The organism is Oligoflexus tunisiensis (genome assembly GCF_001748245.1).
Classification (GTDB): domain Bacteria; phylum Bdellovibrionota_B; class Oligoflexia; order Oligoflexales; family Oligoflexaceae; genus Oligoflexus; species Oligoflexus tunisiensis.
Window position 1 is genome coordinate 5032842 of record NZ_BDFO01000001.1, and the last position, 15925, is coordinate 5048766.

A 15925-nucleotide genomic window follows, 5' to 3' on the forward strand; every position below is an offset into this window, starting at 1 on the left:
CTCCTTCGGGCGATTATTTGATGAGTTCCGTGTAAAGGACGCGGGTATCGTCCACGATGAATTGCGAAAAGACTTCGGCAACGTTGTCCGCTTCATCGCGACTGTTCATCAGAAAGTTCAGCACGCTGACACTGATGGAACTGTTGGGATCATTCGGATCCTTCATCACGCCACGGACCACCACAGCTTTCTTGAACTGATCGCTGGGGGTTCTGAGGGTCCGCACCGCCGCCAGGAAATCGAAATTATTGGGATGCATGCGGTAAAGCTTCAAATCATGCACGGACAGATCATCGAACTCCTCACCGGCGTCCACAACCGTTCTTTGCTCCACCGTAAATACGGTATCCGCATCACCCTCATTGGGAGCCGGATCCATAAAGCGGGTGGTCACGGTCAAAGGTTCCAACGAGTAAGGAACAGGGACATGCTTCTCTTCACCGATGAGGGTTTGCGCGGGCGATTTCGGAACCCGAATCGCATAGGCGACGGTCAGCAGCGTGGTGTTATCTGCGTTCTCGACATTGGCAATGGTGGTCAGAACGGGATCACCCACACCCTGATAGGGCGCCGCAATCAGACTCAGGAGCAGAGGCGAGGGAGCCATGTTCGGGCAGAGAAGATTCACTTCCTCCTGAAAGCTCTGCTTCGTGATGGCGAATACATTTTTGAAGCCAAGACAAAGATTCTCCGGCGTGAGTGCCAGTTCATTCTTTGGCGCCAGGACGCTGTAGACAGGCCCGGGCTCCACGGTCTGACCTTGCGCCAGAACCGCTAAAGAGACCAGGAGTATTCGAACCCAACACGTTCTCATAGTGCCCCCAACAGAATAGTTATAACTCCATAGAGCAACTCCCATGCCGCATTCAAACCCCTTTGTTTCCGTCATTTGACCTGCACGGTTCTGGTCAATCGAATTCAAGGATTTGGCGTAAATTACTGTTTTTTAAGGTGGATTTTGGCTTTGACATGTAAAAAAGAGGAAGAAAAGCGTTTCGCATTTTTCAGCTGGAATATCCGAGGGAGCAAACGAAAAAAAACAGCGTCACAGTTCTGTTTGCCAGAACCGTGCCGCCACGAGGAAGGCGCGTCAAGCTTTACGACGCATGGCTCGCATGGAAGGCAAACCGCTGCCACTGGTATCGACCCCCAGAGCATGCAGGATCCCGGCATAGATTTCGCGTTCGGTCATTTCACGACCCGGTTCCGGTTCGCCGGTTTCCGGATCGAAGCCATAGGTCTTGAGAGTCTTGTTGTCCACCCCACCCAGAACCCGACCGCCGTTGACCATGGGCGAAATGATGGTGACGCCATTGTTCACATCGTGGCCCGTGGGGAACTCGCGCAGATTTTCGCGCCGGGTCTTATCCCGACCAAAATCCGTGGCGATGTAAATCATCGAATGATCCCAGTAGCTTTCGCCATTCTGATATTCCGTTACTTTCAGAAGCGTAATGAGGCGATCCAGAGTATCCAGAATGCGATGCCACAACACAGCCTGGGTCGACCGATGGGCGTTATGCGAATAGTCAAAGGCTGTGGGCGTATTGGTCAGCAAAAGATTATCTTCATCCTTGCCGTCAATGCTCACATTCATTCCCAGTCCGAAGGTGGCCGTGCAGGTCAGACCCTGGGTGACGCTCAGGTAAGCGAGCAGCGCCTGATTATGCAGGGAATCCGGTCCCACATCGGGGAAGACTTCACGCAGAATTTCGCCATCGCGATTGGGGTCCAGACCAAAGTTTTTGAAAGGCAGATCCTTACTGTCTTCGAAAGGATTGAGTTTATTGATGGCATCAGACTCTTCAAATCGGCTCTGTTTGGCCCGGAATTTCAGCCAATCCTGAATCAGGGGACTGGCGCCAAAGGTTTGATAAAAGGCGGACTGCGGCTCCAGTTTCTGATCGCGCAGCTGCCGAGCCATGGCCATCAGCACATCATCGGGTGCACCCTGGATACCCTTGTACCCATGCAGAGAGAAGGGAAAATAAGCCGGATCAGGCACCGGTTCCGCTCTGGCAAAGGATGGCAGAGTGTGATCCCGACCGTTTTCGGCGTAACCCACGGTCGCCATGTTGATGTTGGGAAGGAGCAGACCCTTTCCATAGTGAGCCGCGACAGCTTCCTGCAGCGTGCGACCATTCCAGGCATCAAAGCCGGTGACGCTGCGGGCCTGGGCAAGGGGATGGGCCACCGCGGTGCCGGTGCAGGTGGCGACCATGATATCGTCCTTGTACTTGTTTAAAAAGCGCGACTGCACAGCCTTCACCGGAAAAGGCAGGGCTCCAATGGCATCGGTGGCGATATCCACCGCGCGCAGATCGGTGCCTTCGACCGATTTAACGAGCAAGTCCGGGAAGACATTCAGCGTCGCGGCATCCTTCACTTCGGATTCACGGCGAGCCAGAAAACTGTCATTGATGGACGCGCCGCCCATCGCGGTGAACACAAAAAGGAATTTGCGCGGGCCCGCATGGGCGTCCTGCGATACCCCGGATAGGTGGGCATTCTGAGCTTTCAGGCAGCTCGTCAGAAGGGGCGAACCCATCATAAGCTGAAGCACCTTGCGGCGGTCGATTCGGTTTTTCATGTGCGTCCCTCCTCTTAATAAAAGGCTGCTTCCACGCTGCTTAGAACCGCGTAGCAGCTCAAAGTCATCCAATTGCGTGCGGCGCCTACGGCCTGCTGGGCATAAACGGCTTCATAAAATTGCAGAAGATTTTCAACTTCCGTAGCGCTGGCATCCCGCAAAAAAGCCCTTTGATAAAGGGTATGAATCGCGGTGACGACGGCATCGGATTTCACAAGGCGCCCGTCGGCGCTCAGTTCCACATCCTTGAAGATGACCGCGCGGGCCGGATTCACAAGGTCCAGCTGCGCCCTTTGCATACAGGCGGATAAAACCAGACGATCGAGCGACATCGCGGAGGTGACGCTGATCTGTTCGGGATGCCGATACTGGGCATTGCCATAGGCATCCATACTGCCCAGACTCACCTTGTGCACGAGATCCGCGCAGGGCATTCTTCCGAGTTCAAGGCACATGCCCTGAGGATCCAGCACCAGGACCTTGGCCAGGTTATTACGCAACAGATCGGCCCGCATGCGCTTGACCTGGGCCTTCGGGGAAGCCGCCAAAGGCAGGGCCTGCTCCCTGAGAGCCAGCGTGGGACCACCGCTCAGTTCCTTGGATTTTTGACAGCCAAGGCTGGCGAGCATGATCAAGAGGAGCAGTGTTGGTGTTTTAGGGAACACTGTAGGCCTCCGTTTTAATAAGGTCGTGCAGCATGGCTTTGACGTTATAGTTGTGCACGGTTTTGAAATCGCGCCAGAGCTTTTCGAACTCGGCGTTTTCCTCGGTCCGCGGCTCATGACCCACCAGCACCCGCCAGTAATCGCGCACCGTATTGGCTGCAAAGAGATCGCTTTCCACCATCACCTGGGCCCATTCGCGCAGGTTTTCCACCCTCTTGCCGAAGATATAACCGGCTTCCGGCATGGCCTTGATGCCAGGAAACTGCTGATCCAAATACTCCATGCGTGGCAGAGCATAGGACAGCGGCGTAAGATTGCGTTCATCACCCAGGTTTTCAATGTTCTGCAGCGCTGTTGCATTCTGTCCCTGCAGCACGGCGGTGGTCCCCGTCAGACCATTGTAATTGCGGAAGGGATAGGTCAGGGGATCGATCGCGGCATGACACTGCGCGCATTCCGGACGCGTGACCCCTTTGGAATCATAGTCCTTGAACTGACTCAGGGCAGGATCAGGTGTCGTCAGCCCCTGCATGTTCACCAGACTCACGCCCAGATAGGCATTGAAAGCCTGGGCGACCAGAACCCGGGCGATCCCCGTATAGTTCAGGTAAAAACTCAGGTTCCAAAAGGAGGTCAGAAGCCCGACGCGTTTGTCAGGCTGCATCACCTGGCCGTCGATCAAACGCTGCGGCGTGACCTTGGTGTAGGTGACCGTGGACCCTGTTTCCGTTCGGGTTACCGTGTAGTTGGCCAGCAGCTGATCGCGTGCATCATGACCATCAATCTGGGAATAAACGAAGAGATGAAAGTCTGAATAGTAGTCGACGATAGGCACCACACCGGCATCTTCACCGGATTTGACCGAACCCACCGGGCGGATTTTATAGTGTCCGATCTGCCAGACGACACCATCCTTGCCACGCCAGTGACGGCTCTCCATGCAATCATCCAGCTGCTCATCCAGAGCCTTGTCCTGCTGTTCGCGCGAAAGGGCCAAAAAGCTTTTGTAGTCATCATAGTCCGGGTTTTCACCGCAGACGTCGAGCCAGATCTTTTTATAGACATAACCCGGATCCCGCTGGCAAACACTCCATTGATTGTTCACCAACTGGGTGGAGGTGTTTTGACAGCCATTGGTCGTGGGACGGTTATGCTCATCACCCGGCAGATGACCGGCCTCGATTTCAAGGAGGTTGGCAAAACCATCAAGATCACAGTCCTCCTGGCCAACCGCTGCGATCGCCGTCTGCAGATCCTCCACAGTGGTCGGAAATTCCTGAACGGTTTGACTGACACCAGCCTTGAAGCAGCCACCGAAGGAATTCAAAGCGGGTGGCTGGCCCTTGTGACAGAAGGTGCAGCTGATCACCGAACCCGTACAGGACGGGCTATTCGGAAAGGCCTGGCAGAACAGGTCAGCCGCTTGAGGCCTGCCGAGAGCGTTGGTGCTGATCAGCATCAGCACAATAAGAATGAGCTGGCGCATGGTCCACCTCATTCCGGCAATCCAGCCTGCGACCAGGCTGAAAAGATTTTCTTGGGTTCATTGGCCAGAGCCCCGGATGGAGGCATCGAGCCGCCCAGCACGCGACCGATCAGGCCCTTCTCTTCGGAAGCGGCCTTCACCTGCGCATAGGTGCTCAGATCAACCCTTGGAAAATTGTTCGGGCGATGGCAGCTGGCGCAATGCTCGGCGATCAGCGGCTTGATATCCTTGGTATAGGTGATCGTGTTGGCCGGCACACCCGCAGGACCCTTATAAACACCTGCAAAGTAACGAAGTTCCTCATCACCGACGTTGGCGATGATGGCGGAATAAGCCCGCTGGCCGTTGTCGATATAGTATTCCGTCCAAAGGTGGAAACCGAGGGCCAGAGTTTCAGCCTCGGAACCAAAGCGATTGGTCACACGAAAGGCCACATCCCCTTTAAATAGTCCTAAATGTGTCATGCGCTCGGCTGGAATTTTCTCGACCAGGATGCTGCCCATGTATTCCTTGCCAACCGTCAGGATCGGATTGTCGGTCGCGGTCACGGTGGCCTTGATGTTTTTAAAGAACCGGAAGTCTCCCAGCTCCTTCGTATAACGCACAGCATCAGCGATAGGGGAAATGGCTGGCGCCACCGGTGGATAGAAATCGACCGTGGAGGTGAAGCCATCACGTGTGTTCACGAGGTGATCGGATGCCCGGATGGTGCAAACAATGCCCTTCCAATCCTTGGCAAAGTTCGAATTATCCGCGACGGTATAGTTGGTCACCGCGCCCTTGAAGAGTTTCGTCAGCTCCAAGGCCCTTTGATTGATCGGCTCCACATCCGTCAGCTCTCCGTAAATCGAAGTGCCATTGGAATTGGCATGAGTGATGTGAACATCCAGGGTCGTTTCCCGCAGCGTGCCGTGCAGGTCCAGGTGCGAGGTGATATCGACGTTGGCCGTCGCAAAACCTGCGTTGATCACGCGCGTATAGGTCTCGCTCATGGTCGTCGAAAACGTTTTGGCATTGGAATCGGCGAAATCCGGAATCCCGCACTGTGGCAGAACGATATTCAGATCCTCGGTGTCCTCGCCAAGGTCCACCGTGCGACCGGTTGTGACACCCGCAACCTCTTCCTGGGTTTGCGGATCAGGATACTCACCCAGCCGATTCAGGGCTTCGATATCGATGGCTGATTTGGATTCTGACACCTCAGTTTTGGTGCCCTGATCTTTCTTTCGCGTACAACTCATCCAACTGACGCTGACACCCAGTGCCAACAATAAAGTCCAACGAGCCTTGTGTGCCCAGCTTTGCATGATAACCCCCGTTTCATCGTTCCCTGAGATCTTGCAATATTCCGACCAAAGATCGGCTGTGATTTTTCGTCTCAATTATCTGTTTTCATTGTGATTTTAAAGGTAAGAATGCAGACCGAATGCATGAGGATCGGCAGTCGAAATCCCGGATTTTCTGTTTTAAAAATGAATACGAAGGCTTGCCAGAAATTGGGCGGTAAAATTGAAGGGAAAAACGCTCGAATGGAAAAAGGTCCCCGAGGACTTATCCCCGGAGACCCAGCACACAAGTGTCGCGCGCAAGCGCAAGGCGATCATTTCAAACGTATGGTGATGGTCTTCTCAGGAGCATCAATTTCAAAGCGGGCATCTTTGAATGAGGCCGGTCCCATCGTTCCACGCGCATTATTCGAAAATCCGTAATCCTCGGCCGGAATTCCCATGAAGTTGGTGTTCAACTCGCCATTGCCATCGGCATCATGGAAACTTTTCACCGCGTAGGTCCCAAAGGGAACATCGCGAAAGTGAACCTCGATCCGCCCCTCCTTGCTCACCACCGTTTCTCCCCGATAGCGGGCTTCATGTAGGGGACCCTTGTCAAAATCCTCGGCGGTTTTTTCCAGCCCAATCTTCACCTGTCCCTTGGAGCTCTTGATGCCCTCCACCACCACATGCAGCGTGGCGAGCTGAACACCCTGGGATACCACGGGTGCTGGCTTCAGAGCGAGGAGCAGAAACATTCCCATCACATACGCTTTCATTTTTGCCTCCCTTGTTGGCTGTTGATTAAACTGGCGGCATAACCGCGAGGGCGGTTGATGTGATTGGCCCTTTGGGGCCGGCCATAGGTCTCGTTAAACAGGCTCAGGCTACGCGGATGCTTATAGATAAATTCCATCCAACGCAGATGGGCCGGTGATTTCACAAAGCGCACCATATCCCGCGGCGTTTCCCAGTAGCTGACGAGCAGTATCGAAAAAGGACCGATGACTCCGGGCAGAATTTCCGTGCAGCCCGCGGCTTTTTTCGTCGACCAGATGAAGCTGAAGATGTTCACCCACATAAAGATAAACCCTCGCAGGTTCCGGCACGACAGACCCACGATCAGGGTCAGGTGCTCCGCCTTCTCCAAATCCACCCTTTGAACCAAACTCTCATTCATGTGACCTTCCTCCCTCGGTTACCAGGAAAACGTGCAGCGCACGGCCAGGGTTTCCTTGTTATTCAGAAGAAGCTTGGGGCTGGTCGTCGCCGCTTCCGTCTTCTGATACTCGGACCCGATACTGATGCTATCATTCACATGACTCGAAAGGATCAGGCGCACCATGCGATCACTGTTATCGAGTCCTTGCAGATAAAACACCTGGGGTTCCACCAGCGTCTGAAAAAAACTCAGGTTTGCCGTGAACGCCAGCCAGCTCAGAAGGGTTTGATCGCGTTCCGTTTCCGTCCAGGCGCCTTTCGAATAGGCTTCCGGCAGAGTCTCCCAAAGATCATTATGCAGCTCCACACCCAGCGTCTGCAGACCATCGTCGGTCGTGTAGATCAGGCCCACGATGCTTTGCCCGAGACCCGTGCGTTCCACTTCCGAGGCCACACTGGTGGCCGGGAAGTTCCGATGCCAGGCCAGATCCGCTCGCAGAAGCCAGCTCGCCGCTGCATACGACAGGCTCAGACCGCTCGTGTCCACCATTTCCTCATCGATGATGACATCCTCCTCACCGGAGAAGGCCTGGAAGCGGTAGGCCGGTTCGCGCGGATGGTGGCGAAAAAAGTAGACCTTGCTGTCAATGCCGTCGAGAAACATCCCGACCCGTCCACCATACTCGCTGTCACGGCCCATCCTGTAGCGACGCTCATCAGCGATCCCGAAATCCCCGATTTTTTCGGGCTGTCGGCTTTTCACGGCCAAGGGCACCAGGATCAGCTGCGCATCGAAAGCTCCGGAGCGCCATTCCCCCAGGATCATGGGACTCGATTGCTTGGCCCCGGGATCGTAAAACCCGCGCAGGTAACCCACGTCGCGTGGGTTCACCACATCGAGGATGGGCAGCAGGAGATTTTCACCCCAGCTGATTTCCTGCAAGCCGACGTTGAGTTTGAAATCACCCCAAGGTTTTTCCACAAACGCGATCAGCTTTTCCACATTCCGAAAACCAGGCTCTTCATAAGTCGCGGCCTCAGCTCCATCCACGAACAGACGATACTGCAGATGCACGCGCGGGGCCATGGCTTCACGCGACGGGCTCCAGACATGCTTCTCCTGATAGAAAAGCTGACCATGCTGGGTGCTGCCATCGGCCAGGTCATGAGCATATTCGAGTCCGGCATCACGCCCCTGGCGCTCGTGGATGCCGGGGATCGCGAGGGCTGGTGCACTGAGCAGAAGCCCCAGGACCCCTCCCGCAATGAGACGGTTCATGACACCCTCTCACTGGAGATTGTTCTGCGTAAACAGAGTGGACGAAAATTCCGCCTTCTGCATATCAAGGATCCGCAGGATGGAATAATCCTCTTTCCGATCCGCATTTTCGATTCTGATGTTGGTCGGCCGCACATTGCCGGCGATGCTTTTGTACCCGGTGAATTCCACCCGCTTCAGCACCTTGCCCTGCAGCGAAAGATACTCGCCGCGCAGAGGACGATAGTTGCTCTTGTCGACCCAGACGCGAATGCCATCATAGGTCAGACCCCGACGTTCGGCCTTCAAAAGAAGCACCCATTCCTTATCCGTTTGGGATTCGAGCGTGGGCTTATAGTCGCCGACCCAGGTCATGCGGCTGATATCACCGTTCGCGGCCTGCCCGGTCAGCTTCTGATTCAGCGTGACCCGCAGGGAGCGCTTGATATTGGGAACATAAGCCCACATATCCTCATGCAGCATCAGAAAATTCTTGCCGACTTCACGGGCCGGCTCCAGGGTGCGGATGATGGAACTTTCCTTCCCCCCCACCTTGATTTCATAACGGAAGCGGCTGTCGTCCGAGGACTCGACCGAGACCTCCATCCGATACGATTCAGACGGCGCCCGAATCTCATCCGCTTTCTGCAGAATCTCATCAGCGCTTTGCGCCATGAGGGAACTGGACCAGAACACAAGAACCAGAGTTTTGATGGTACGCATGGCAGACCCCTTTTAAATCACGGTTTTCAAGAGTGAGATTTCCACATGCTCGATCAGAGCACCCATGATGTCCGGCGGCAATTCGCAAGCCACCTTCTCGCCATCGGCTCCGGGACGGGTCCAGATCGCACGATGATCGGCCGTCGCGAGTTTTTCCGTTTGACCCTGAGGGGTCACCTTGTGGAATTCAAACTGCAGGTCAACTCCGTTTTGATAAACCGCTTTGATACCCATGGTCACCAGGATATCATCAAAAGGCATGGCCTCACGTAAATGTTGAATGCGACTCTTCACACAGGTCAGCTCACCGGCTTCGCCGATGCCGCGATAGAGGTGCGGCGCCAGTCCGTGGAAGTAGGTATCGCGCAGCTTGCCCATCCAGATCGAATAGTTGCCAAAGTAGAGGTTGCCGACCAGATTGGCATCAAAGAGACTGGTGTCAAAGACTTTCTGCGCGATCTGGACGGCCGTGTTCGGACCTTCCTGGGCCTGGAAGAGCGTGCTTCCCTTGTCCAGATTCCGATAAGGTTCAGCCGCCGGGATATAGCTGTTGGGACGATCGTTGCGAGCAATCATGCTGGCAATGAAGTCCCGGTATTCCGCCGGGAACTCAGCCGGCCGCACGATGCCGTGATCCAGGATTTCCACCCAGGTGAAACCCATCTGACCCGTGGCAATCCGTTCTTCAATGCCGTTCTCGCCGAGCGAGACCCAGTCGAAGTTCAGCGTTGCCGAGGAATTGCGTGAACCCGTGACCTGACCACACCACATGCGGGCTTCCACCACGCGATCGCGGTTGCGGCATTCACCCAGGACCTCGATCGAGGCCCAGTTGGTCACCTGCCCCCAGCGGCCGGTTTCCGTCAGCTCACGAATCCTGTCGAGCACGGGCAGCGAGGACATTTCCCGCGACTGGCCCATCCAGTTGAAGAAGTGTGAGAAGTAGATCGAACGGTTCAGGTTTGCAAAGGTTTTGAAATCCGGGATGAACCGATGCACGAAGACCGACTGATCCTGCGGTCCGTTCGGTTCCGCATCGATGACAAGGCGTTTGGCCAGGCCACGATAGGGAGCGAGCAGGCTGTTTTCATTGGCAGGCAAAGCCTCGGCCTGGATCAGATCCATGGCCTTGGGCAGCTGAGGTTTCTTCTCCAGGAACTGCAGGCGATAGTTCACCATGCGTTCCAGAATCCGACCCTCGGGATTGAACACTGTGATGGTCGCGCTATAGGATTTGGCATCGACCTTATGCACATCCGTCCAGCAGAGTCTTTCCACTTCGTTGTTATAACCGCGATGGAGTTCGAGGCGCTCGATTTCGATCGGCAGACACTGGTTCTGCGGAATGATGATCTGAGCCGACTGAAGCAGGGCATCGCGGAAGTAGGGATCACCGAGCGTATGGGTGCTCAGATCACCGGCGTTGGTGCGAGCCAGGAACAGGGTGCGGCCTTCGGTTTCGTTATCAGACTCCAGATGATGGAGGCTTTGGATTCTTTGGAATTTGGGACCCTGGAACAGAATGCTGCCATAGAGCTGCCGCATCGGATCCACGGCGAGACGCGTTTCCGTGACCGGAATGCCCTCGATCATTTCCACGGCCCGGGCCTGCAGCACGAATTCCGCCGCGAAGTGATCCACCTTATAACCGCTCAGAGCGGTGCGGATGCCGGCGCGGACGCGGACCGTATCATCCTGAGTGTTCTGTTCCAGAACCTCGGCATGAATTTCGATGGTGCATCCCTGCTGGCCCACCGTGATGGGACGGGTAAGCTGGATGTTCTCCAGCACCAGGCTCTCACCCAGATCCTTTTGCAAGGATACGATCTGAGCCATGGCCTCGAGACCATGCACGGTGGGAAGCAGGTAGGCACCCTTATAATTATGGTCGAGCAGGTAGGCATGCTCGTCATAATTCAAATGAACCCGGGCGATCGTTTCCACTCCAGACTGATGATGGACGATATCCCGGGCGAAGTTAAGAGCCAGATGTTCATGATCCAGGCGTGGCATCGCCTGGGCACCGATGGCGCCGAGTCGTGAGCAGACGACGGTCTGCTGATCACGGCTCACCGACTGGATCAGCTGCATGAAGCGTTGGATACCCTGCTCCGGACTGATGGAGCTTATGCCCTTTTGCTCCAGATTCTTATCACTTCCCATGCGCGCGCCCATGCCCACTTCCGCCCAGACGCTGTAAGCCACCGTCTGAGTTTGCGTGGCAGGATGCTGCGCCCGGTAGCGACGGATCATAAGATCCAGGGCTTCGTTGGCAAAACCATACCAGGCATTGCCGGGCATGCCGGTCACGCCAATGACCGAGGTCAGACCCACGATGAGTTTCAGCTCGGTACCGTTCATGGCGTTGAGAAGGTTGCGCATGCCGACGATCTTCGGCGCCATCTCCTTCTCCGCATCGGCCGCCTTCACGGACGAGACGGGACGAGGCTGGTTGCTGCCGGCGCCATGAATCAGAGCGGAGGGCTCACCCAGTTCGCTGCGGATCCGGTCGATCATGTAACTCACATCATCCGCCTCGGTGATATTGCAGGCGTAGTAGGCGGCTGTGAGTCCGGCGTCACGATAGGATTGCAAAGTTTTTTGAATCGGATGCTCGGGATTGTTGGCATCCTCTTCCGTCAAGGACGAGGAGCCGATGAGAGCCATGCGGGTCCCATAGGTTCTGGCCATGGCCAGGGCGCAGGCCGCGGTGATGCCTTTCGCTCCACCGGTGACGAGCACCACATCCTGGTCGCTCAGAGTCAAAGTGCGGCTTGGATAGTCAGCGGTTTGATCGAGCTGCAGTTGAGGCTGGAAGCGGATGCCGGCGGCATCATAACCGGCGACCAGCAGGTTTTCCGCTGCATCCTTCTCGGCAGCCAGCTTGGGCAAAAGGCTTTCCGTATCATCCAGTTTGTTCCGCGGTACGGAGATGACCCGGATCTTAAGATCGGGACGCTCATGCGCCAGACTTTGAGCAAAGGCCTTGCCGCTGATCAACTGCTGGCTGCTGTCACTGCGACCAAAGATTCCATCATCACCCTGAACAAAGATCAGACTTTGACCCTTTTTCCAGGGCGTGCGTCCGACCTGAGCCAAGAGGGCGATGGATGCATTCCAGGCTTCCTGGGCATCATGGGTGGCTGTCGGCAGAAGGATGATCTGCACGCTGCCTTGTTCGTTGATGGTGGCACCTTGAAGTTCCAGAGCCGACAGCCAGGAATCCTTCAAAGCCGTATCATGCGAGGCGGCGAGCACGGTCACCTGAGTTTCGCTCCAGCTGCCGCTGACGAGCGGTGAACTTCTTTCAAAGACTTCGGTAAAATTTCTAACCCAGGGTTCCTTGTTCCTGCTCAGACTGGTTTCGGCCACGCGGGAAACCGGGGCGGCTTTTTTCGGTGCGTCCACCGCGGGAGTTGCGGCCGGGGCTAGGGCAGATGGCTGGGCGCCCGAACCGATTTTTTCACGAATGGCGGCGGCGATCTCCTGGATGCTGGCGTTGGCATAAGGTGTCGACTCAAGTTCACCGGCGATTCCATAGTGCATGGTAACATTCGCCATCAGTTCGCTGGCCTTGATCGAGTCCATGTTCAAATCATCCAAAAGACGCATTTCAGGCTTCAGGGTACTGCGTTCAAAACCGGTAAGCGCGTTGATCGTACCGTAGATGACGTCCTCGATCGAAGCCCCGGCCGGCGGCGCGGAAGGTGCCGTCGCTGCCGGTGTCGGAGCCGGAGCAGCGGCGGGGACAGGATTGGCAACAGGGGCGACAGCAGGAGCCGCGATGGTCACCGGAGCGGCGCCACCGCTTGAGAATTGCAGCGGTCGTTCCGTTGGACTGTGAATGAAATGTTTTTCTTCGGGACGGATGAAAGGCCGCAGGTAGCGCGCCTGATAGAGTTCCTCCCAACGAATGGCCGCGCCTTTGGTGAAGGCCACTGCCAGAAGAATTTTAAGATCCGCATCAAAACCAGGACGCGATTCGGTCGGCAGGCACAGGGTCGAACCCGTCATGCGTTTCACCAGACCGGAAAGTATTTGTGAAGGGCCGACTTCGATCAGAAGATCGCATTCCGCCCGCATGGATTCCGCCAGAGCGATGAAGTCGACCTGCTGCAGAATCTGCTGGCTGAGGTAATCCTTCACATCCGCATCGGGAGACCAGGCCTGGCCGTCGGTGCCTCGGAAGAATTTAATGGTCGGTTTTTTCACCGGAGCCTTGGCCAGGGTTTTGGCAAAGGCCGCCGCTGCCTCTTCCATGTAAACGGAATGGAAGGCATTGGATACCGGCAGAAGTCCGCCCTGGATGCCGCGCGCCTTGGCGGTTTCCAAAATGGATTGAAGCGCCTCGGGATCGCCGGACAGAACCGTTTGATCGTGAGCATTGCGGTTGGCAATGCTGACTGTTCCGCTCACGGTTTCGATCAGTTGCAGCGCGGTGGCGGCATCACAGTTCAGGTGAATCATCGCACCCGGGCGATCCGCGCGGTTGGCCATCAGCTGACCCCGAACCGCTGCGAGTTGAATGAGAGTTTCAAAGTCAAAGGCCTTGCCGGCATAAAGAGCGCTGAGTTCACCCAGGCTGTGACCACCGACGATGGAAGGGGTCAGGCCAAGTTTCTGCAGCATTTCGAACCAAAGAGCATTGACCAGGGAAATGGCCGGCTGGGCCAATTCCGTGCGCGCCAGCTGACGGGCGGCTTCGTCCAGATCGCTGCCCATTTCCGGCAGGAACGCAGCCGAGAGTTTGATGTCGCTGGTTTGGTGCGCAACGGCATCCGCTGTTTCCAGACGACTTTGGGCCCAGCTGTGACGACGGGTCAGCTTGCGACCCATGTTGGGTTTTTGAGCGCCCTGCCCTGGAAAGAGAAAACCAAGTTTGGGAGCGCGGCTGCTGTGACCAAGACTGATGAAGGTGGATCCTTCCATCTGTTCACGGCTGGTCTGCTGGTCCAAAGGCTGCTCCATCCAGCTCACCAGTTTATTCAGAGCCTGGAAGGCCTCTTCGGGTTTGCTAACCACGACCGTGGCGCGCCAGGGTTCATGATTCTGGACGAAGCGGGCCGAATCCTGCGCAAGGTCGGCGAGTTCCGCGCGACTGATGCGACGCGCATAAGTCAAAGCCTGCTGCAATTTCTTTTGCAAAAGAGCCTGGGATGAAGCGGAATAGACCAGCACTTCAGCCTTGTCATGAGAGTGGAACATGATGCGCTCGTCCAGGCGTGGACGCAGGTGTTCAGCCGGAGCGCCATAACTTTCGAGGGTGGCGTGCGTGTTGATGCCGCCAAAACCCATGGCGGAAACACCAGCGCGCACAATACGGTCTTCGCTATATTTTTGTCCTTCGATCAAAGGATGAAAGAAGCGGGCCTTCTCCTGAAACAGAGCGTTGGGTTCCTCCACACCAGCCATCGGTGGCTGCACGCGCTGGTTCACGGCAATCGCTGTTTTGATAAAGGCGCCGATGCCGGCGGCGGCCTTGGTATGACCGACGATGGATTTCAAGGACGTGAGACCGATCTTTTTCGCGGGGACCTTGTCACCAAGGACTTCAACGAGGGCGGAAATTTCCACCTTGTCGCCGACCGTCGTGCCGGTGCCATGACCTTCCACAAAGTCACAGCTTTCCAGGCCGTATCCGGCCATGGTGTAGGCCTTGCTGATCGCGGACGCCTGACCCTGAATGGAGGGTGCTGTCATTCCACCTTTGCCATCCGAGGACAGGCCCCAGCCTTTCAGCACGGCATAGATGCGATCGCCATCGCGTTCCGCATCGGCCAGACGTTTCAGGACCACAAAGCCGCAACCTTCACCAGGAATAAAACCATTGGCGCGCTTGTCATAGACCCGCATATCATCAGGCGTCAGGGCGCCCGTCTTGGCGAAGCCGATCAGTTCAAAGGTATCCAGACTGATATCGATGCCGCCGGCAAAGGCCACATCCAGATCACCACTCGAAAGACTGCGGGCGGCGTTGATCACGGCCAACAGCGAGGAGGAGCAGGCCCCATCCACAGTGTAACCGCCGCCGTGCAAATCCAGGAAATTGCAGATGCGACCGGCGATGGTATTGGAGAGAGCGCCGGCCAGTGTATCTTCATTCACGGTTGGGAAAACCGATTTAAAGGCTTCCTCCACCGATCTCAGGTAATCATCCAGGTTGGCTCCGCTCATGCCGCGAGCGGCTGCGGTTTCACGCATCACGCGTTCCACATAAGGCCAGCGCATGCGCATGGCGTTGGTGCGGGTCCATTCCCCGGTCAGGGTATTGCCGAGGACCACACCGGTCTGCAGCTTTTGCAAGGACGCCAGATCCAGGCCGGAATCCTCCAGGGCCTTCAGGGCGACATCAAGCGCCAGCCAGTGAACGATATCGGTGCTTTCAAAGGTCTGTTTCGGAATGCGGCGGCCTTTCCAATCGAATTCAAATCCATCCAGAACAGCCGCCTCCGTTCCATAGGTCTTGTCCGGAGTCGCACGATCACTGCTGTGATACTGCTGCAAGGGCAGGCGTTCGTCGGGCATCCGACGGAACTGCTGACGCTTGGACAGGATATTTTCCCAAAACTCAACCAGAGTCTGGGCTCCTGGATACCAGCACGACATCCCGATGATGGCTATGCTTCCACCTCGCTCCTGCTGCTTTTTCATCACCATTACTCCTTGTGTGCCTACGTGTGCATGCTTGCTTGAAAATTGCGACTTGTAAGGAGGGAGAGAGCAAGAGCCGCGCCACGAACGTAAGCCACGGAAACCAGACGTGGGCTGGGGTTT

At 56.1% G+C, this 15925-nt stretch carries 10 protein-coding genes; all 10 read right to left on the reverse strand.

What is annotated here, in order from left to right:
* Nucleotides 1–13 precede the first annotated feature (13 nt).
* Nucleotides 14–814 (reverse strand): hypothetical protein, encoded by an 801-nt coding sequence (locus OLTU_RS20710; RefSeq protein WP_141734654.1) that lies wholly within the window; start codon nt 812–814, stop codon nt 14–16.
* A gap of 276 nt (nt 815–1090) precedes the next feature.
* The gene (locus OLTU_RS20715; protein WP_141734655.1) at nt 1091–2590 is read right to left on the reverse strand and encodes a hypothetical protein; all 1500 of its coding nucleotides are present in this window, start codon (nt 2588–2590) and stop codon (nt 1091–1093) included.
* Nucleotides 2591–2604: 14 nt separating this feature from the next.
* Nucleotides 2605–3255 carry a hypothetical protein gene (locus OLTU_RS20720; protein ID WP_141734656.1) on the reverse strand — a complete coding sequence of 217 codons (651 nt, stop codon included), beginning with the start codon at nt 3253–3255 and terminating at the stop codon, nt 2605–2607.
* Entirely contained in the window at nt 3245–4741 is a 1497-nt protein-coding gene (locus tag OLTU_RS20725; protein WP_141734657.1) for a hypothetical protein, read from the reverse strand. The genes OLTU_RS20720 and OLTU_RS20725 overlap by 11 nt, the downstream gene beginning before the upstream one ends.
* Before the next feature lie 8 nt (nt 4742–4749).
* On the reverse strand, nt 4750–5940 hold the full coding sequence (locus tag OLTU_RS20730; protein ID WP_218110166.1) for a hypothetical protein: 1191 nt from the start codon (nt 5938–5940) through the stop codon (nt 4750–4752).
* 401 nt (nt 5941–6341) lie between these two features.
* The gene (locus tag OLTU_RS20735; RefSeq protein ID WP_141734659.1) at nt 6342–6788 is read right to left on the reverse strand and encodes a DUF2141 domain-containing protein; all 447 of its coding nucleotides are present in this window, start codon (nt 6786–6788) and stop codon (nt 6342–6344) included.
* Nucleotides 6785–7189 (reverse strand): hypothetical protein, encoded by a 405-nt coding sequence (locus tag OLTU_RS20740; protein ID WP_141734660.1) that lies wholly within the window; start codon nt 7187–7189, stop codon nt 6785–6787. Before OLTU_RS20740 ends, OLTU_RS20735 begins: the two co-directional genes overlap by 4 nt.
* Nucleotides 7190–7207: 18 nt before the next feature.
* The gene (locus tag OLTU_RS20745; RefSeq protein ID WP_141734661.1) at nt 7208–8449 is read right to left on the reverse strand and encodes a hypothetical protein; all 1242 of its coding nucleotides are present in this window, start codon (nt 8447–8449) and stop codon (nt 7208–7210) included.
* Between the two features lie 9 nt (nt 8450–8458).
* Complete coding sequence (locus OLTU_RS20750) at nt 8459–9151, reverse strand: outer membrane lipoprotein-sorting protein (RefSeq protein WP_141734662.1); 693 nt, start codon at nt 9149–9151, stop codon at nt 8459–8461.
* Between the two features lie 12 nt (nt 9152–9163).
* Nucleotides 9164–15802 (reverse strand): type I polyketide synthase, encoded by a 6639-nt coding sequence (locus tag OLTU_RS20755; RefSeq protein ID WP_176736815.1) that lies wholly within the window; start codon nt 15800–15802, stop codon nt 9164–9166.
* Nucleotides 15803–15925 lie beyond the last annotated feature (123 nt).